Here is a 19522-nt window from a genome sequence, read left to right as displayed (position 1 = left end):
AGCATCCGGGGGTATTCGGATGCTCCTCTTTTAGATGGATCTCCTTATTAAACGAGTGGTCCTCCAAGTTCAGCGATATCTTTTCTGATGGAAGAAAACTTCGTAAAGTTATGGTTGAATTTTTCAGCCAGCTGTTTTGCTTTCGCTTCATATGCCTTCTGATCTGCCCATGTTTTGGATGGGATAAGCACTTCATCCGGCACACCGGGAACATGTGCAGGAATTTGAAGGCCGAAAATCTGATCCGTCAGCATTTCTGCTGAAGCAAGATCTCCTTCAAGAGCAGCCTGAACCATTGCTCTCGTGTACTCAAGCTTCATGCGTTTGCCTGTACCGTATTCCCCGCCAGTCCAGCCTGTATTAACAAGATAGACATCTGCATTATGCTCTTCAATTTTCTTGCCGAGCATTTCAGCGTAGCGCTGTGCAGGAAGCGGCAAAAACGGAGATCCAAAGCAGGTAGAGAACGTAGCCTGCGGAGAGGTAATTCCGCGCTCAGTTCCTGCAAGCTTGCTTGTATAGCCGCTTAGGAAATGATACATGGCCTGCTCCTTCGTAAGCTTGCTGATTGGAGGGAGCACACCAAATGCATCCGCTGTCAGGAAAATAATCGTATTCGGATGACCGGCAATGCTTGGCAGCACGATATTATCCATGGAATCAAGAGAGTAGGCTGCTCTCGTATTCTCCGTGTAAAATGCATGGTCATAGTCCGCTATTCTCGTTTCCTCATCCACTACAACATTTTCAAGAACAGAACCGAAGCGAATCGCATTGAAAATCTGCGGTTCCTTTTCCTTGGACAGGCTGATGCATTTTGCATAGCATCCGCCTTCAATATTGAAAACACCGCTTGAAGACCAGCCATGCTCATCGTCTCCGATCAGCTTGCGGTTCGGGTCAGCTGACAAAGTCGTTTTCCCTGTACCGGACAATCCGAAAAACAGGGCCACATCGCCTTCCTGGCCCACATTTGCCGAGCAGTGCATTGGGAAAATGCCGGCTTCAGGAAGCAGATAGTTCATGATGGAGAAAACAGACTTTTTCATTTCACCTGCGTATTCCGTCCCGCCAATCAGGATGGTTCTTTTCTCAAATGAAATGATAATGAAGGTCTCTGAATTTGTTCCATCTACAGAAGGATCTGCTTTAAAATTTGGTGCTGATACAATGGTAAAAGGCTCGATATTGTTTGAAGCTGTTTCTCCGTCCGGACGGATGAACAGCTGATTTGCAAAAAGATTGTGCCAGGCGAACTCATTGACTACTTTGATCGGCAGGCGATACCTTTCATCTGCACCGGCAAACCCATCAAACACAAACAATTCATTCTGCATTTTTAAGTATGAAAGAACCTTATTGTAAAGCTTATCGAATGTCTCGCTTGAGATTGGCTGATTCACACTGCCCCAATCAATTTTGCTATTTACGATATTTTCTTTTACAATAAATTTATCTTTAGGCGAACGCCCTGTATAAGCTCCAGTCGTTGCACGGATGGCACCGGTTGAAGTAAGAACGGCTTCGTTTCTTGATAGAATTTTTTCAACTAGCTGCGGTACCGATAAGTTTTGAAAAACATTCTCCCCTTCAAGTAAAAGCGAAAGCCCGTTTGTTGCCGCAAGTGAATTCATCCCCATACCTTCCTTTGCTTGTGATTAAGTAGTTCTCATAATTAGTATAACACATTTAAGTTAATAGTCTATACTAATTGATGTATTTTACGCTCGAACTTGGAAAGTGCCACCGCGTTTAACCAGATCCTGATAAATTTGGCTTGGAAGCGGGACTGATTGGGCTGGACACGGAGCGGGAACGGCTGGAAAACGGGGCTGATTGGCCGGAACATGATCGGAATCAGCTGAAAAGCGTGCTGATTCGCCGTAAATGAAGTGGGATCGGGTGAAAAGGTTTTAAATCGGCTGGGAAACTTGAGTGGTTGAGAAGCATTACACAATATATCGACCGAAATATGAGTATATCGACCGAAAAAAAATTATATCGACCAAAATTTAAATATATCGACCGAAAAAAAATTATATCGTCTATTTTCTCAATATATCGACTATCCGACATGGTTTGGTAAATTTCGCAGGTGCGTATACGCACGTTCGGATAGTACGCAATGCTGGAAAAAATAGTTTGGCCGGAATAGCGAAGGGATCGGCTGGAAAACCGCGCTGATCGGCTGGAAACGAAGCAGGACTGGCTGAAAAACCGCGCTGATCGGCCGGAAACGAAGCAGGACTGGCTGGAAAACGTACCAGACCGGCTGGAAAAAATAGTTTGGCTGGAAAAGTGATGGGATTGGCTGAAAAACCGCGCTGATCGGCCGGAAACGAAGCAGGACTGGCTGGAAATCGTACCAGATCGGCTGGAAAAAATAGTTTGGCTGGAAAAGTGATGGGATTGGCTGGAAAACTGAGCTGATCGGCCGGAAACGAAGCAGGACTGGCTGCAAAACGTACCAGACCGGCTGGAAAAAATAGTTTGGCCGAAATAGCGAAGGGATCCGCTGGAAAACCGATCTGATCGGCCGAAAAGCGAAAAGCGATCGTGACCGGCCACATACGAAGCCAAACCCGCCAGAAAACGGCCCAAATCCTCTCAAATGGTGCCCCGCCGAACAAAAAGCAAAACTCACACCCAACTAAAATAAATCCATAGCTGAATCCATCATAAGCCCATCTTTCCTGCTGCCCTGACTTTTTTGGGAGAAAGCTTGTCATTTTTTGTTGACATTTGCGGGAAATTTGGGGTAATATATGTCCTTGAACGGATTCTCTTATCCCGAGCTGGCGGAGGGACAGGCCCTATGAAGCCCAGCAACCTGCAAGACTTGAAAACGTAATGTTTTCACTCATGCAAAGGTGCTAACCTGACGCAAGGCTGTAGTCCTTGAGCGATAAGAGTGAAAGGCTGAAAATCAACTCCTTTCCTCTATTAAGTGGGAAGGGTTTTTTTATGCAGTCTGGAATCTTTTTCCTTTAAGGCTATTGTAAGGGAAAGATTCTTAAATTAAAGCGAAAGATAAGTAATGGGAACGAGTTCCGTCTCAAAAAAAGAGGGGAAGTACATAACTGAACCTTACCAATAGAACAGCTTAATTTTCAGAGGAGGAATTACTATGTCGATTAAACGCCATCTTTTCACATCAGAATCCGTTACGGAAGGACATCCGGATAAGATTTGTGACCAAATTTCAGACTCCATTTTGGATGCCATTCTTGCCAACGATCCGAATGCACGTGTAGCTTGTGAAACATCTGTTACAACAGGACTTGTTCTTGTAGCTGGAGAAATCACGACTTCGACTTATGTCGATATCCCTAAAATTGTTCGTGAAACGGTTAAGGAAATCGGCTATACACGCGCAAAATACGGTTTCGATGCTGAAACATGTGCAGTTCTTACTTCGATCGATGAGCAGTCAGCTGACATCGCAATGGGAGTTGACCAGGCACTTGAAGCACGTGAAGGCCAAATGACAGACGCTGAGATTGATGCAATTGGAGCGGGTGACCAAGGGCTGATGTTCGGATTTGCATGCAACGAAACGAAGGAGCTAATGCCTCTTCCTATTTCACTTGCACACAAATTGGCGCGCCGTCTGACAGAAGTACGCAAGGAAGAAATTCTTCCATACCTTCGTCCAGACGGTAAAACGCAAGTTACGGTTGAATATGATGAAAACAACAAACCGGTTCGTGTAGATACAATTGTTATTTCTACACAGCATCACCCTGAAATTTCTTTGGAGCAAATTCAGCGCAACCTTAAAGAATTTGTTATCAAACCTGTAGTTCCTGCAGAATTGATTGATGAGAACACGAAATATTTCATCAATCCGACTGGCCGCTTCGTGATCGGAGGACCTCAAGGTGATGCAGGTCTTACTGGCCGTAAAATCATCGTTGATACGTATGGCGGATATGCTCGTCACGGCGGTGGAGCATTCTCTGGTAAGGATGCTACAAAAGTTGACCGTTCTGCGGCTTATGCAGCTCGCTACGTTGCGAAAAACATCGTTGCTGCCGGGCTTGCTGACAAATGTGAAGTTCAGCTTGCGTACGCAATCGGGGTAGCACAGCCGGTATCCATCTCCATCGATACATTCGGAACAGGCAAAGCAAGCGAGGAAGTTCTTGTTGAAGCGGTCCGCAATAACTTTGATCTTCGCCCTGCAGGCATTATCAAAATGCTTGATCTTCGCCGTCCAATTTACAAACAAACTGCTGCATACGGTCACTTCGGCCGTACAGATGTTGAGCTTCCATGGGAGCAAACAGACAAAGCAGAAGCACTTCGCTCAGTCCTTTAATCAATTCCCGTATGGGAAGACTTGCTTAAGACAGCAGCTATAAAAAGCAAAAACGTCTGGAACGTAACCGTTCCGGACGTTTTTTTATGTTCAAGAGATTGGAGATAATAAAAATGATCTTTTTATCCATTTATCACGTTTTCTTGTTAGAAAGATCAGCCAGTTTAGGGTTAATGGCAGCAGTCATCCTGCTTCAGAGCTGAAGCATTTCCATAAAAAAATGAATTGTTCATACTTATTTAATCATTTCCTTATCCTTTCATAATTTTCCGGGTTTATGATGCGATTAAGAGCAGAGAGCATGATTCTTAGGCGAGATTGGCTGGCTGGGATATAGTAAAGTAAGAGCTTTTTTCTAAGACACTCTGTTGGATAAAGAAAGTATAGATCAAAGGGGTCAATACACATGCAGAAAATATTACTTGTTGATGATGAACCTGCTATTCTCGATGTTTGCCGGCGCTATCTGGAAAGAGAAGGCTACAGGGTTGATTCAGCGGTCAATGGATTTGAGGCGGTCGAGCAGTGGAAAAGGGGAAGACCAGATTTGATCGTTCTTGATCTCATGATGCCTGAAAAGGACGGCTGGACTGCTGCAGAGGAAATCCGAATGGAGGACGAGGATGTTCCAATCATCATGCTCACGGCTCTGGGACAGGAACGGGACCGGCTCCTTGGCTTAACCTTAGGGGCGGACGATTACTTAACCAAACCGTTCAGCCCCAGAGAACTTGTATTAAGAGTGAAGAACATGTTAAGGCGGACCTCGAAATACAAAATCGCAGAAAAGCAGTCCATTACAGTCGGCTCTATTTCCATCGAATTATCGACAAGACAAGTTAAAGCGGGTGAAAAAATCATAGAGATGACCGCCAAAGAGTTTGATATGCTCTGGCTGCTTGCCAGTCACCCGTCTCAAGTATTCTCCAGGTCCCAGCTGCTTGAAAAGGTGTGGGGATATGATTTTTCAGGAGATGGAAATACCGTCAATGTACATGTCCGGAGACTGAGAGAGAAGCTTGAACTCAATCCAGCAGAACCTCAGTATATTAAAACGGTATGGGGAATCGGCTATAAATTGGAGCAGCCGGTATGAAAATCAGAACGCTTCTCATCTTGGCAAATTTTTTAAGCACACTGCTGATCCTGATGTTTTTGCTGATTAGTTTTGTGCAGATGTCGATCCCTAATGAATCCATTTTAATCTTGACGATTATTACTTTCGCTGCGGGTTCCATTTCTGCTCTGGCTCATTTTTTTCTAACGGGTCCGCTTATGAAAGCTGTAAACCAGGTGAAATCTGAATCGAAGAAAATGTCAGAGGGCCAGTTTGCGGTCAGGGTTTCTGAAAAAGGTCCCGCTGAAATTAAAGAGCTTGGCAGCCATTTTAATGAAATGGCGAAGAAGCTGGATCACATGTTTCAGGAAGTAAAGAGATCGGAGGCTTACAAAACGGAGCTGATTGCCAATGTATCGCATGATCTGAGAACACCAATTGCCTCCATTTTGTCCTATGTTGAAGCACTTCAGGATGGCGTAGTGAAAAGTGAGCAGGAGAGAAATGAGTACCTTGAAACTATTAAAAAGGAATCCAATCGTTTAAGCAAGCTGATTCAAGAGCTATTCGAACTGTCCCAGCTTGATAGCAAGCAGATACCATTCCGTCCTGAAACCGTCCATGCTGATCAGCTTGTTCTGGATGTTCTCCAGCAGTTTGAGCTTATTTTTAAAGAAAAACAAGTGCAGCCAGAAGTCCTTATGGAGAATGGAATACCGGCAGTCCCAATTGTCAGAGATCAGATTATGAGAGTCTTATCGAACCTTATTCAAAATGCAGTTGCCCATTCGCCTGTTGGCAGTGTAATTTTGCTTAGAGTAAAGCAAGCGGACCAATCCGTCCTATTTTCCGTGAAGGATCAGGGACAGGGAATAACATTATCCGATCAGAAGCGGATTTTTGAACGGTTTTACCGAGCAGAAAAGTCAAGAAACAAAGCACTGGGGGGGTCAGGGCTAGGCCTTGCGATTGCAAAAGAATTTATCGCTCTCCATCATGGAGAGATGGGTGTTAGAAGCGAAGAGGGCAAAGGAAGTGAATTTTGGTTTTCGCTTCCGCTAAAACAGAAAGGAGAATGACCATGAAAATCTGGGTGCCGATTATTGTCATAGCGGGTATTGCAGCTATTTTGTTTGTGGTTGCCCCGAATTTGGGGGAATATTTTACGAAACGGTCCTATGGAACACAGCCTGTTGAAGCGGTGGAGGCTGATTCAACAAAAGCGACAGCAACCTTTGCAGGAGGATGCTTCTGGTGCATGGAACCGCCGTTTGAAAAACTGGACGGCGTTTACGAAGTCATTTCAGGCTACACAGGCGGAGAAAAGAAAAATCCTTCCTATGAAGAGGTTTCCTCAGGCTCCACTGGACATGTTGAAGCGGTGCAGGTTGTTTACGATCCTTCTAAAATTTCCTATGATGAGCTGCTTCAAGTATTTTGGAGGCAGATCGATCCGACAGACAGCGGCGGTCAATTTGTAGACAGAGGAGATCAGTATGTGTCCGCTATTTTCTATCACAGCGAGGAGCAAAAAGCAGCAGCAGAAAAATCCAAAGCAGATCTGCAGGCATCGAAAAGGTTCGATTCCAAGCTCGTGACTGAAATCAGAAGCGCGGATACGTTTTATCAAGCTGAAGAATACCATCAGGATTATTATAAAAAGAGCTCGGTTCAATATAAATTTTACAGAAACAATTCAGGACGCGACCAGTTTTTAGATGAAGCCTGGGGGAAAGACCGTGAAGTGAAAATAAAGGAAAAATCAAAAGCTGTCTCAAGCTATGCGGATTTTAAAAAGCCTTCTGATGCAGAGCTGAAAAAAACTCTTTCTGCAGAGCAATACAAGGTGACCCAAAAGGATGGGACGGAGCGGTCGTTCAGCAATGCCTATCATGATTTGAAGGACGACGGAATATATGTAGACATCGTATCTGGTGAACCGCTGTTCAGTTCAAAGGATAAATTCGATTCTGGAACCGGCTGGCCAAGCTTCACCAAGCCGCTTGTTCCCGGGAATATCGTTGAAAAAGAGGATAACGGTCTGTTTATGACAAGGACAGAGGTACGAAGCAAGTACGCTGACTCTCATCTTGGGCACGTTTTTGATGACGGGCCAAAGCCTACAGGACTCCGCTATTGCATGAACTCTGCAGCGCTGAAATTTATTCCAAAGGAAGATCTTAAGAAAAAAGGCTATGGAGAATTCGCAGATGAATTTAAGTGAAATGGAAGGCTGGCTTGAATGGCCGGCCTTTTGGATGCTTGATGTTCTGATTGAGGATTCAATATAGGTCTCTTGGGGTATTAATATCTGTCTATCTTAACGTAAAAGGGGATTGTGCATGAAGCGATTATTGGTCTTATTTATGATTATACTGGCATTAGCAGGCTGCTCTTCCAAGGCCGATACAGAAAAGGACAGCCAAAAAGTTCTTGCATCCAGCTGGTCGGATATTGAAAAAGAGGCTGCGGGGAGAAAAGTGAGGCTCTTCATGTGGGGCGGTGACCCTGGGATCAATGCTTATATAGATGAGTACGTGAAACCGGCGGTCAAAGAAAAAAACAATATCCTTTTAGAAAGAGTTCCAATGGATACCCCTGAAATTCTTCAAAAACTGGAAACAGAGAAAAGAACAGGACAGACAGAAGGAACGATCGATATTGTTTGGCTGAATGGAGAGAACTTTAAGAACGCCAAGCAAAACAATCTGCTTCTTGGCCCGATTACTGAAAAACTGCCGAATTACACGAAATACTACGATACAAAATCCCTTGAAAACCTTTATGACTTCGGTCTGGAAACAAAGGGTTATGAAGCACCATGGGGGAAAGTGCAGTTTGTCTTCCATTATGATTCATCTAAAATTATGGATCCGCCTAAAACGATAGAGGATTTAAAGAAATGGGTGAAAGCCAATCCCGGCCAGTTCGCCTACCCTGATCCGAAAGATTTCACAGGAAATGCTTTTATCAGACATTTGTTTTATGAATCAGCAGGCGGGGCAAAGGGTCTTCTCGATAAAGGATATGATGAAAAATTTGCAAAAACAGGCAGTGACCGGCTTTGGAAGGATTTAAATGAGCTGGAGCCCTATCTCTGGAAGAAGGGAAAGCTCTATCCGAATGATCTGACCGAGCTTGATAAGCTCTACGCTAATGGGGAGGTTGCCATGACAATGGGCTATAATGAGGCCCGCGCAGAGAGTCTTATTGAAAAAGGCGTATTCCCTGAATCAACCCGGTCCTTTGTTCTTGAATCAGGCTCGATTGGGAATACGCATTTCCTCGCCATACCAGCCAATAGCTCAAATAAAGAGGGGGCATTAGCGTCAATAAATTTCCTGCTTTCACCGGAAGCACAAATCAAAAAGCTCTCACCGGAATATTGGGGGGAGAGTCCGGCTTTGGATTATTCAAAGCTATCCAATCAGCAGAAGGCTGAATACGATGAAATTAAGCGGGGAGACAGCGTGTTGAAGCCGGAGCAATTAAAAGATGCTTTCCTTCCGGAGATTGATTCACGGTATGTGAACTGGTTAAAGGAGAACTGGACGAATGAAGTGGTTCAAAAATAGATCGGTGCCGGGTGCGGTTATACCGGCTCTTGTTTTATCGGGAATCCTGCTCCTGTCCGGAATTCTTTTTTCACTGTATGAAAGTGCAGCAATGGATGGAAATATAAGTTTAAAAGCCTATGCAGAGATCTGGAATGGGAAAAGCTTTCGAATGTCCTTTTTATACAGTTTTTCACTTGCCTTGATCTCATCGCTGCTCGCCATTGCAGCAGGATTATGGATTACGAGAAAAATAGCCCCATTTATGAGGCGTCCTTTTTTTAAGCTGCTTGCCTGGTCCCCCATTCTTTTTCCCCATTTTGTCTGGGGATACATGCTTTTGCTGCTGCTTGATCAGACGGGCTGGATTCCTCAGGTGCTGACAGAGATTGGTTTTCTGCAGCAGCCCGGGCAATTTCCCGTCCTGATCAGAGACGAATGGGGGATAGGAATAATCCTTACGTACGTCACGAAGGAAATTCCTTTTGTGATTTTGATGCTCCTGCCCCTCTATCTTTCTATGGATGGCAGGAGGAAGGACGTCATTACCTCACTTGGGGGATCGCGGTGGGACGTTTTTAAAACGGCAGAATGGCCAGTGGTGTTCCCTGTCCTTATTGAGACCTTTCTGATCTTATTCGCTTTTATCCTGACAGCTTATGAGGTACCGGCACTGCTTGGGATCACATTCCCTAAGATGGTTTCTGTTTTGGCTTTTGACTGGTTTTACAACGGGGATTGGTCACAGCGCCCATTGGCATATGCGGCGATGATCACCGTCACCGTTTTAATTATATTGGTGACTGCTATTTTCTATTTTTTATGGGGCAGAAAAAGAAGAATGGTACCGTCCAGTTCTGGAATCACCGTTTTCAGGAAAAAAGGCTCCGCCGCTGTTCTCAGCATTTATTTACTCTTCGTATTTCTTCCGATTGGTGCTCTAATCGCTAGCAGTGTGATGCAAAGAGACCGGAATCATCTCTTGAATTCGGAATTTACATGGAGAGCCTGGAGGGTGATTGCAGAAGATCCGCTGCTTGTACAGTCCATATGGACATCAGTCGGTATCGGAACGGCTGTCGTGCTGCTGAACTTTGCAGCAGGCATTCCAGCGGCACGGGCTTTGGCTTTCCGGCAATTTAAAGGAAAGACGCTCGCGGAGACAATTCTTCTCGCTCCAATTCTAATTCCTGCATTGCTTATTGCAATGGGATTGCATATAGCGTTTATCCGCCTCGGTTTGGCAAATGAGTGGAGCGGGGTCGTGCTGATTCAGCTTCTCCCAACTCTTCCGTATACCATCAAAATATTCAGAGCAGGCTTTGAACAAATGGGGCAAAGCTTTGAGCAGCAGGCTAAAACGCTTGGAGCATCAGGATTGGAGATTTTTATGTCCATCCATCTTCCGCTCCTGCTTTCTTCATTCCGTTCCTCTGCATTCCTGATTTTTGTTATATCGCTTGGCCAGTTTATTTTAACAAGCTTAATAGGCGGAGGGAGTGTATTGACGCTTGCTCTTGTCTATTTTCCTTATTTTGAACAGGCGGATACAGCAGTTATGGCCGCTTTCTCACTGCTGTTTGCCATCATTCCCATCGGAGTTTGGATAGCATTTGAAGCGGTGTACCGGATCCTTGCTCCATATAAAGGGAGGTTTTGAGAAATGTCTTATTTAGTTTTCAATGGTACGAAGCGATTTCATAAGAAGAAAATCTTAGACGGAATTCACCTCTCTATTCAGAAGGGGGAAATCCTTTCTCTTATAGGGCCTTCCGGGACAGGAAAGTCCACCCTCCTTAAGTGCCTGGCAGGGATAGAAGCCCTGGATGAGGGTCAATTTTTCTTGAACGGAAAGGATGTAACCCGTGTTCCCGCAAGAAAAAGAGAGGTGGTTCTCGTTTTTCAGCAGGCGCTGCTGTTTCCTCATATGACCGTTGTCGAAAATGTAGAGTATGGTCTTAAGATTCATAAAGTAAAAAAAGAAGCAAGAGAGCAGAAAGTAAAAAAGATGCTCGAAAAGACTGAAATGCTGCACGCGGCCAATCAGTACCCGGATGAACTGTCCGGAGGGGAGCAGCAAAGGGCTGCACTCGCAAGAGCCCTGGTGCTTGAGCCGAAGCTTTTGCTGCTGGACGAACCATTTGCGAACGTGGATCCTCTTTTGAGAGATAAATTGAGAATTTGGGTGAAAAGCCTGCTTAAGGAGCAAAACATTACATCCATTTTTGTTACACATGATATGGAAGAAGCAGCGATGATCGGCGACGAGATTGCCATTTTGCATGAAGGAGCCATTCTTCAGAAGGGGACAGCACGAGAGATTTATTTGCGGCCGGCAAATGAAAAGGCGGCATCCTTCTATGGAGATGGCATGATGCAAAAGCAGGAATTTATTCCTTCTCACAAGCTCCGGATATCTGAAGTCCCTTCTGAGCATGCTTGGAAAGGCAGAATTGAAGGGGAATTATATAAATACGGTCAGTCTTTTTTCAGAATTGCGATGGACTCCGGGGAACAGTGGATCACACTGCCATCATCGCTTCCTTTAAAAGAAGGGCAGACTGTTTACATCTGCAGAAACGCTGAGGAGGCTGCTTTCCTTGAAAAAAATAGCTAGACTGCTGCTGCTTGCTATCGCCGCCGGCCTTCTCATATGGTTTAATCAGACTTATTTGAACGTAAGTCCGGAAATGATTAAGGGATGGATTTTATCACTTGGTGCGGCTGGGCCCGTCGTGTATATTCTGCTTTATACAGTTCGTCCTCTGACCCTTTTTCCAGCTTCGATCCTGTCACTGGCGGGAGGGCTCGCATTCGGTCCCATTTCCGGAATGATCTATATAATGGCAGGTGCAAGCGGAGGCGCACTGGTTGCATTCTTTCTCTCTCGTACCTTCGGCAGAAAAATGGTTCCAGATTCCGAATGGATCAGTTCTTTAAAAAAGATCATCGAAAAGAATGGTTTTCTCTATGTTCTCGTGCTGAGGATCCTGCCAATCGTAAATTTCGACCTGATCAGCTATGCGGCCGGCCTGACGACCATTCGCTGGGGCTCCTTTTTGCTCGCGACCATTATTGGAATCATACCTGGTACGTTTGCCTACAGCTTCCTTGGCTCGAGTTTTACATCAGATAATAAAATGATCATTTTTATTGCCATTGGCATTTTTATCATACTTGCCATCATTCCTATTCTCTTTAGAAAAAAAATGAAGAAATGGCTCTTTTCGAATGAGGAAAATGAGGTGAAGAAGGATGCTTGATACGCATGGAAGGAAATATGTGCAGCCTGCAATTGATGGGACGGCCTCTGTTTTACTGAGGTGGAAGCTCACTGCGAATCAAGTAACAGGAATCGCATTTTTAATCGGATTGTCATCTGGGGTTTTTGTGTATGTGGGGCAGCCTCTGCTTGCAGTAGCGGTTTTATGGATTTCCGGCTTTCTGGACGCGGTCGATGGAACAATGGCCAGAAAAACGAAGCCTTCCGCCTGGGGAACCGTTCTTGACATTACGTTTGACAGGGTAGTGGAGATCAGTGTAATTTTAGGCCTTGCCTTCGCTTACCCCGAAGCGCAGTGGGCTCTTCTTTTACTAAGCGTTTCCATTATTATTTCCATGACGATCTTTTTGACCGTGGGTGCTCTTAGTGAAAAACAAGGTGTGAAATCCTTTTACTATCAGGCAGGAGTGGCGGAACGGACAGAAGGGTTTATCCTTTTTTCACTGATGATTATCTTCAGCGGCCAGCTTGTTTGGATGACCTTGCTCTTCTTCGCTGTTGAAATGTTTACAGCTTTTCAAAGACTGTTTGAAGCGAAACGATTACTCAAGTAGGGGGGAAGCAGAAATGAAGTATGATTTAATTGTCATTGGAGGGGGCTCCGGCGGATTAACAGCTGCTGCCGGTGCGGCTTCCTTTGGCGCAAAGGTTGCTCTTATTGATAAACGGGATACTCTCGGCGGAGATTGTTTGCATGTAGGCTGTGTGCCGTCTAAGGCACTGATTCATCAGGCGAATGAATTCTACATAGGAAGGAATGCAGCCGCCAGACACGGATATGAGCTGAACGCAGATTTTAATCAGGTCAAGAATGCCGTAAAGACAGCTGTTTCAACCATTCAGCATCATGATTCGGATGACCGCTTTGAACAGCTTGGAGTAGACATTTTTCACGGTACTGCCGAATTCTCAAGCTCGCAAGAAGTGATAGTGAACGGACAAAAGCTCATGGGAAAGCGGTTTGTTATCGCGGTGGGTTCAAGTCCGCTCATCCCGGATATTGATGGATTAAAGGAAGCTGGCTTTCAAACGAACGAAACCATTTTTTCTATGCCGGTTTTCCCGAAAAGGCTGGCTATTATAGGCGGAGGGCCAATTGGCGTGGAAATGGGACAGGCCTTCGCGAGACTCGGCAGCGAGGTCACCATCATAGACCGTTCTTCAAAAATCCTTGCTAAAGAGGATGAGGATGTCAGAGATTTCATAACCGCTAAGCTGTCTGAAGAATTGGAGATCCGCTCAAATACAGAAGTGGAAAAGGTTTCTCTTTCAGGACAGAATAAGGTCCTGCATCTTAGATCAGATCAAAAAGAAGAAATACTTGAAGCCGATGAAATTCTTTTAGCTATGGGGCGCGTTCCGAATACAAAAGGACTGAAAGCGGATAAAGCTGGAGTAGACCTGGATGATAAAGGTCATGTAAAAGTGAACGGTTATCTCCAGACGAACCAGAAGAACATCTTCGCGGCAGGAGATGTAATCGGACAGTATCTTTTCACGCACGCAGCAGGCCAAGAGGGGAAAACCATTGTACAGAATGCCCTATTTGGTGTAAAAGGAAAGATTTCATATGATCATATGCCGTGGAACGTTTATACAAGGCCGGAGGTTTTTCACATTGGGTTAACGGAAAAAGAAGCAAAAGAACAGCATGGCAATGTGACCATTTATAAAAAAGCTTTGGATGAAGTGGATCGGTTTGTAACCGAACAGGAAACCGGATTTGTCAAATTAATTATGGATCAAAAAGGAAAGATCCTGGGTGCCCACGCTGTTGGCCAGGGGGCAGGGGATTGGATGCAATCCGTTGTTTTTGCAAAAAGCAGCGGGAAAAAGCTGAGAAGTCTTTCGGGAATGGTATACCCCTATCCGAACCGGGCAGCCGGCATCCAGTCGGCTGCAGATTTATATTGGAGGGAAAAGCTCTTTGACGGGGGCTTGAAAAAATGGGCGGCCAGATACATTAAGTGGTTCCGCTAATAAAGAAAGGCCACGGCTGGTGAAGAGCCGGGGCCTTTTTTATGGTGGTGATTAAGCGTAGCGAACTTCTTCAGGATGAATGATAACTTCTTCATAATCGTTTAAAAGTCCATCGAATATGCTGTCCCAGGTCTGGGTTAAGGCATAGGTTCTTGCATTACGGGACATTTCCTCCCGTAATCGGTGATTTTCAAGCAAAGAGGAAATGGCATCAATAAATGCTTCAGGGTTACGCGGTTCACACAGCAGCCCGTTTTTTCCTTGAGAAATGATATTTTTTACGCCTCCGGAGTTCGCGCCAATAACAGGGGTTCCGCAGGCAAGGGACTCAAGGACAACATTTCCAAAGGTTTCTGTAGGAGATGGGAAGACGAACAAATCAGAAGAAGCATAAATTTTTGCAAGATTTCTGCCGCTGACATAACCGGCAAATGTCATATTTTCAGGAGCATCCTTCATCATTTCAAGCTTGGATGGACCGTCTCCCACGATAAGAAAATGAACTTTTTCCCTTAGATGGGCAGGCATCGTTTTCGCAGCGGCCATCAATGTCTGAATGTCTTTCTCGGGAGCGAGACGGCCTGCATAGGAAAGGATAAATGGTTCTTTAATATTGTATTGCTCATGAGCATCAAAACCCTCTAAACTTGGAGAAAACACGGAACAATCTACCCCTCTCCCCCAAATACGCAAATTGGGGAACCCTTGTATCTTTAGCTGTTCAAGGGTTTCGGGAGATGGCACAAAAAGCTTTTTAAATGGTCTGTGAAACCAATGCATGTATTTCCAAAGTATTTTTGAAAAGAACTGAAGGTCGTAATACTCAAGATATTGATCGAAATCCGTGTGATAGGAGCCAACGATTGGTATGTTTAATTTTTTTGCATAATGCATTCCGCATAAACCGATGTTGAAGGGAGTGGCAATGTGGACGAGATCAGGCTGGAATTTTTGAAGCTCTCCTTTAACCTGAAGCATATTGGGCCAGGCAACACGGCATTCAGGATATAAAAAGAAAGGGAAGCTCGCAAAACGGTGGATGTGACTGGAAAATAAACTTTCTTTCGTGCTCTCTGGTGCAAATACACGATATTCATGGCCGTTCGCTTCAAGGTAGTCTGTGAACCGTTTTAATGTACGGGCTACACCGTTGACATCGGGAGCATACGTATCAGTAAACAATGCGATTTTCATCGAACCCCTCCAGACATTAAAGTCGAACCGAATAATTAAGTGAAATGCAGCAGATTCGGGAACCACTTGCTGACCATCATAAATGTCATGATGCTTGTAGATGTGCCAAGCAGGCATCCTGCCAGCACGTCAGAAGGATAATGAAGTCCAAGATAGATACGGGAAAGCCCCACACTAATTCCTAAAGGGATCAGAATCAAGGCAAGACTGGGCATGAAAAGCAAGAAAGGGATAATGACGGAAAAAATAGCTGTTGTATGTCCGGATGGAAAAGAATGATCTTCTAATGGATTGGCAGGCACCTTCGTCTCCAAAAGTGAAATATACGGCCGTTTTCTTGGATACATTTTTTTTACTATGGCAACTGGAATGTGGCTTAATGCAAGAGATGCCGCACTTGCTATCGCTACCCATTTAACAGGGCCCTGCGCAAATAAAATCATGGCTAAGCAGACTAAAATGGTTAGAGTCGCTCCTCCAACATGCGTGATATTCCGAAAGTACAAGTTGAGAAACTTGCGGTCAAAATGTCTGTTGACGCTTCGGAAGAGCTTGCATTCGAAATCATACATGTTTGCAATCAGCTTGGTTTTCATATAATCAGATGCTCCTTTACAAACGCCTTTTATACTATTCTAATTTAGAATTATTTAGTTAATAATAAGAATTTGTAAAGAAATTCAATCTTTTTTTTTCAATTCCTTTAAGAAGACGTGAAAAACCTGATTTTCCAATGGATGAGGGCATCATTCTTTTGAAGTCATGCCCCGCCATGATAAAATATAATCAATCTACCGTCAGCGGGGGATTAAAAACAGCAGCTTACTTCCCTTTTTGAATAGGGGTGGCCTTTTTATAAATTTGCGCCTTTTCCGTGTATTCTCTGCGGATGCGGGCCATATCCTTCAAATCCTCGTCGTTCAGGGGACGGATTACTTTAGCCGGCCGTCCGAAAGCCAGGGTATTGGGAGGGATTTTTTTTCCGGGAGGAACGAGACTTCCTGCTCCAATAAAGGCGCCTTCCCCGATCTCAGCTCCGTCTAAAATTAGGGAACCCATGCCGATTAAAGCATTTCTTTTGATAATGGAGCTGTGGAGAATGACCTGATGGCCGATGGTAACATCATCTTCAATAAGTAATGGATTGCCGGGGCTTTGATGAAGGCAGCATTGATCCTGGATATTTACCCGTTTTCCGATAATGGTTGGTGCTACATCCCCCCGGATCACCGTATTGAACCAGATGCTTGACTCATCACCGATTTTGACATCACCGGAAATGGTTACATAATCAGCAATAAAAGCACTTTCTGATATTTCAGGTATGTATTGGTTATATGGATAGATCATTTACTAAACATCCTTTCACGTAATTAGGGAATTCTAATTACATTATAATAAAACAAAGGCTCCTTGTAAGGAGATGCAGGAAAATTGTGAGAAAGGGAGGGATTCTTATGTGGAAATGGGAAGCAGACCGTCCTAAGGGAGTAATTGTCATGATTCATGGCGCAGCCGAGCATCACAGACGCTATAAATGGCTGATTGAAAACTGGAGATGCGCGGGCTATAACGTCATTATGGGGGACTTGCCGGGACAGGGAACCTCAACCAGAAGAAGAGGACATATTCAGTCCTTTAATGAATACATAAATGAGCTAAGTTTATGGCTGACGGAAGCAGATAAGTATGATCTTCCTTTGTTTCTTCTCGGACACAGTATGGGAGGCCTGATTGCAATCAGAGCCCTGCAGGAAAAAGAACACAACCTAGCCGGCGTGATTCTTTCATCGCCCTGCCTTGGTTTAATGCATAAGCCGAATCGGGCATTGGATGTTCTTTCAAAGGGTCTGAATGTGGTATATCCCGCACTTCTGATGAATTCCAATCTGTCCATTGAAATGGCGACACGCAATAAGTCGGTTATTGAAATTGACGAAAATGATCCCCTTTATGTAACGAAAGTTTCCGTCCGCTGGTACAGGGAACTTGTACATGCAGTGGACCAGGCGAACGACAAACAAAATAAATTCCCGGATGTACCGGTCCTTCTTATGCAGGGAGGCGATGATAAAATAGTGGATAAGAACGCCGTTAAATCGTGGTTTAACCGTTTGGATGCCACTGAGAAAACATACAAGGAATGGAAAGGGTTTTATCACGAAATTTTCAATGAACCTGATCGTGACCAAGTGTTTAAAATGGCCCACGCTTTTGCCGAAAATCATCTTCCGGAGCTGCCGAAAGAAAATTGGAGTGAAAATACATGACCATCCCGACATCTCCCTTTTCACTTATGAAAAAGGTGTACAAAAATGTATTTCCTCTTGTCCACCTTTGTTTGGATGAGTGGAAGAAAAAGGCTGAATCCATTCCAAATGAAGAGCTGAGAAGCCAGGCTTTGGCAAGTATCACTGAAAAATCATTCCACTGTGAAGGCGGGGGAATTCTTGCGATATTGGCAGGGCCGAATATGAAAGAATGTGTCGAGTTTATTGTTGCCTACCAGACGATCAGTGATTACTTGGATAATCTATGCGACCGCAGCACATCGCTCGATCCAGATGATTTCAGGATGCTGCATCAGTCCATGCCGGACGCACTTACGGTCGGGGCGGAACTGAAAAATTATTATTCATTCCGGGAGGATCAGGATGATGGCGGGTATTTGCATGATCTTGTCATCACATGCCAAAGACAGCTGGGAAAGATAGATGGTTACCCTCATATAAAAGACACGCTGCTTGAGCTTTCCGGGTATTACTGCGATCTCCAAGTACATAAGCATGTCCAAATTGAAGAGAGAGTGCCGCGTCTTGAAACATGGTTCGAGCACCATCGAAGCGCACTTCCTGAGATGGAATGGTACGAATTCTCTGCCTGCAGCGGTTCAACCCTCGGCATTTTTTGCCTTGTAGCATACGGCTTCCAAAATTCCTACGATCAGCATTTGGCCAAGCAGATCCGTGACAGCTATTTCCCTTATATTCAAGGACTTCATATTCTTCTTGACTACTTAATTGATCAGGAAGAGGATCGTGCAGGGGGAGATTTGAACTTTTGCAGCTATTATCCAACAGAGGAGAGCATGATGAAGCGCCTCAAGCATTTTATTGAAAAGGCTGACAGCAGTTTAAAAGGAATTCCTCATGAAGGATTTCATAAGCTGATCAATAGAGGCTTGCTCGGCGTGTACCTTTCTGACCGGAAAGTAACGTCCAGAAAAGAGCTGAATAAGCTTGCCAGAACGTTATTGCGAAGAGGCGGCGGAACGTCTCTGTTTTTCTACCTGAACGGCAGAGCCTATCGCACGTTCCAGAAAATAACCGCTCAGTGAATCAAAAAAAGCTGCAGAATTTTGCTTCTGCAGCTTTTGCTCTTAAATAGTTGCCTGTACCTTATTCAGAAATTGAAGGGTACGGGCATTTTTCGTTTGATCAAATACTTCCTGAGGAGAGCCTGTTTCCACAACAATCCCGTTGTCCATGAAGATCACAAGATCCGCTGCATCTCTCGCGAAGTGCATCTCATGAGTGACAATGACCATGGTCATCCCTTCATTTGAAAGGTCTTTCATAACCTTCAGCACTTCTCCGACAAGCTCAGGGTCAAGAGCTGAGGTGGGTTCATCAAACAGAAGAACATCCGGATCCATCGCCATAGCTCGGGCAATTCCAACACGCTGCTGCTGACCTCCGGACAATTGATGAGGGTACATGTCAGCTCTGTCCAAAAGGCCAACCTTTTCAAGCTGGAGAAGGGCCTTCTTCCTTGCTTCGTCTTTAGACAATCCCTTAACCACAACCTGGCCTTCCATCACGTTTTGCACAGCCGTTAGATGCGGAAATAGGTTGTAGCTTTGAAAGACCATTCCGGTTTGCTTTCTGAACCCTGCCACCGTGCTTGTCTTCAGCTTTTGCTTTTCCGAGAACTGAATGGTTTCCGTACCAAGCTCAATTGTTCCTGCATTCGGTACCTCGAGCAGATTCAGGCAGCGCAGCAAAGTCGTTTTGCCGGAACCGGAAGGACCGATAATGACAGCTGTTTTCCCTTTTTCAATCGTCAAATCAATCCCTTTTAGAACTTCGAGTTCCCCAAAGCGTTTATAAAGATTGCTTATTCTAATCATGACA

Annotated in this window: 18 protein-coding genes and 1 riboswitch; of the genes, 12 read left to right on the top strand and 6 right to left on the bottom strand. The window is 44.7% G+C overall.

Going from position 1 to position 19522, the window contains the following annotated elements:
- Positions 1–47: 47 nt before the first annotated feature.
- Positions 48–1634, bottom strand: a complete 1587-nt coding sequence (gene pckA / locus AS29_RS04565) for a phosphoenolpyruvate carboxykinase (ATP) (RefSeq protein ID WP_035409817.1) — start codon at positions 1632–1634, stop codon at positions 48–50.
- A gap of 411 nt (positions 1635–2045) precedes the next feature.
- Positions 2046–2570, bottom strand: coding sequence for a hypothetical protein (locus tag AS29_RS21260; protein ID WP_156505867.1), 525 nt, complete (start codon positions 2568–2570; stop codon positions 2046–2048).
- 212 nt (positions 2571–2782) lie between these two features.
- A riboswitch (SAM riboswitch) is annotated at positions 2783–2912 on the top strand.
- 215 nt (positions 2913–3127) lie between these two features.
- Between AS29_RS21260 and metK the strand changes: the two genes are divergently transcribed.
- The 10 genes from metK to AS29_RS04515 all read left to right on the top strand — a co-directional run bounded on the left by metK (position 3128) and on the right by AS29_RS04515 (position 14195).
- Positions 3128–4321 (top strand): methionine adenosyltransferase, encoded by a 1194-nt coding sequence (gene metK, locus AS29_RS04560; RefSeq protein WP_035409813.1) that lies wholly within the window; start codon positions 3128–3130, stop codon positions 4319–4321.
- 406 nt (positions 4322–4727) lie between these two features.
- Positions 4728–5417, top strand: a complete 690-nt coding sequence (locus AS29_RS04555; RefSeq protein ID WP_035409811.1) for a response regulator transcription factor — start codon at positions 4728–4730, stop codon at positions 5415–5417.
- The gene (locus AS29_RS04550; RefSeq protein ID WP_035409809.1) at positions 5414–6457 is read left to right on the top strand and encodes a sensor histidine kinase; all 1044 of its coding nucleotides are present in this window, start codon (positions 5414–5416) and stop codon (positions 6455–6457) included. The genes AS29_RS04555 and AS29_RS04550 overlap by 4 nt, the downstream gene beginning before the upstream one ends.
- Positions 6458–6459: 2 nt before the next feature.
- Positions 6460–7602: a peptide-methionine (R)-S-oxide reductase MsrB gene (gene msrB / locus AS29_RS04545; protein WP_442854515.1), complete on the top strand. Its 1143-nt coding sequence runs from the start codon at positions 6460–6462 to the stop codon at positions 7600–7602.
- 118 nt (positions 7603–7720) lie between these two features.
- On the top strand, positions 7721–8953 hold the full coding sequence (locus AS29_RS04540) for an ABC transporter substrate-binding protein (protein ID WP_035409807.1): 1233 nt from the start codon (positions 7721–7723) through the stop codon (positions 8951–8953).
- Entirely contained in the window at positions 8934–10592 is a 1659-nt protein-coding gene (locus AS29_RS21690; protein ID WP_231889904.1) for an ABC transporter permease, read from the top strand. Before AS29_RS04540 ends, AS29_RS21690 begins: the two co-directional genes overlap by 20 nt.
- 3 nt (positions 10593–10595) lie before the next feature.
- Complete coding sequence (locus AS29_RS04530; protein ID WP_051860763.1) at positions 10596–11549, top strand: ABC transporter ATP-binding protein; 954 nt, start codon at positions 10596–10598, stop codon at positions 11547–11549.
- A complete protein-coding gene (locus AS29_RS04525) occupies positions 11533–12195 on the top strand; it encodes a TVP38/TMEM64 family protein (protein WP_231889903.1) in 663 nt (220 codons plus the stop codon). The genes AS29_RS04530 and AS29_RS04525 overlap by 17 nt, the downstream gene beginning before the upstream one ends.
- Positions 12188–12769, top strand: a complete 582-nt coding sequence (locus AS29_RS04520; RefSeq protein WP_035409803.1) for a CDP-alcohol phosphatidyltransferase family protein — start codon at positions 12188–12190, stop codon at positions 12767–12769. Before AS29_RS04525 ends, AS29_RS04520 begins: the two co-directional genes overlap by 8 nt.
- A gap of 13 nt (positions 12770–12782) precedes the next feature.
- The gene (locus tag AS29_RS04515) at positions 12783–14195 is read left to right on the top strand and encodes a dihydrolipoyl dehydrogenase family protein (RefSeq protein ID WP_035409802.1); all 1413 of its coding nucleotides are present in this window, start codon (positions 12783–12785) and stop codon (positions 14193–14195) included.
- 51 nt (positions 14196–14246) lie between these two features.
- Here the strand turns inward: AS29_RS04515 and AS29_RS04510 are convergent, their stop codons facing one another.
- The 3 genes from AS29_RS04510 to AS29_RS04500 form a co-directional block, all read right to left on the bottom strand.
- On the bottom strand, positions 14247–15389 hold the full coding sequence (locus AS29_RS04510) for a glycosyltransferase family 4 protein (protein ID WP_035409800.1): 1143 nt from the start codon (positions 15387–15389) through the stop codon (positions 14247–14249).
- Positions 15390–15424: 35 nt separating this feature from the next.
- A complete protein-coding gene (locus AS29_RS04505; RefSeq protein ID WP_035409797.1) occupies positions 15425–15985 on the bottom strand; it encodes a phosphatase PAP2 family protein in 561 nt (186 codons plus the stop codon).
- 226 nt (positions 15986–16211) lie between these two features.
- Positions 16212–16739, bottom strand: coding sequence for a gamma carbonic anhydrase (locus AS29_RS04500; RefSeq protein ID WP_035409795.1), 528 nt, complete (start codon positions 16737–16739; stop codon positions 16212–16214).
- A gap of 107 nt (positions 16740–16846) precedes the next feature.
- Between AS29_RS04500 and AS29_RS04495 the strand changes: the two genes are divergently transcribed.
- Together AS29_RS04495 and AS29_RS04490 are read left to right on the top strand one after the other, a co-directional pair.
- On the top strand, positions 16847–17659 hold the full coding sequence (locus AS29_RS04495) for an alpha/beta hydrolase (protein WP_051860761.1): 813 nt from the start codon (positions 16847–16849) through the stop codon (positions 17657–17659).
- The gene (locus AS29_RS04490) at positions 17656–18726 is read left to right on the top strand and encodes a tetraprenyl-beta-curcumene synthase family protein (RefSeq protein ID WP_035409793.1); all 1071 of its coding nucleotides are present in this window, start codon (positions 17656–17658) and stop codon (positions 18724–18726) included. The genes AS29_RS04495 and AS29_RS04490 overlap by 4 nt, the downstream gene beginning before the upstream one ends.
- Positions 18727–18768: 42 nt before the next feature.
- Here the strand turns inward: AS29_RS04490 and AS29_RS04485 are convergent, their stop codons facing one another.
- Positions 18769–19518, bottom strand: a complete 750-nt coding sequence (locus AS29_RS04485; protein ID WP_035409790.1) for an amino acid ABC transporter ATP-binding protein — start codon at positions 19516–19518, stop codon at positions 18769–18771.
- Positions 19519–19522 lie beyond the last annotated feature (4 nt).

The sequence above is a fragment of the Bacillus sp. SJS genome (assembly GCF_000732485.2).
GTDB classification, from domain to species: Bacteria; Bacillota; Bacilli; order Bacillales; family Bacillaceae; genus Metabacillus_B; species Metabacillus_B sediminis.
Note: the sequence above shows the minus strand (reverse complement) of the source record. Positions and strands in the feature narration are given on the sequence as shown.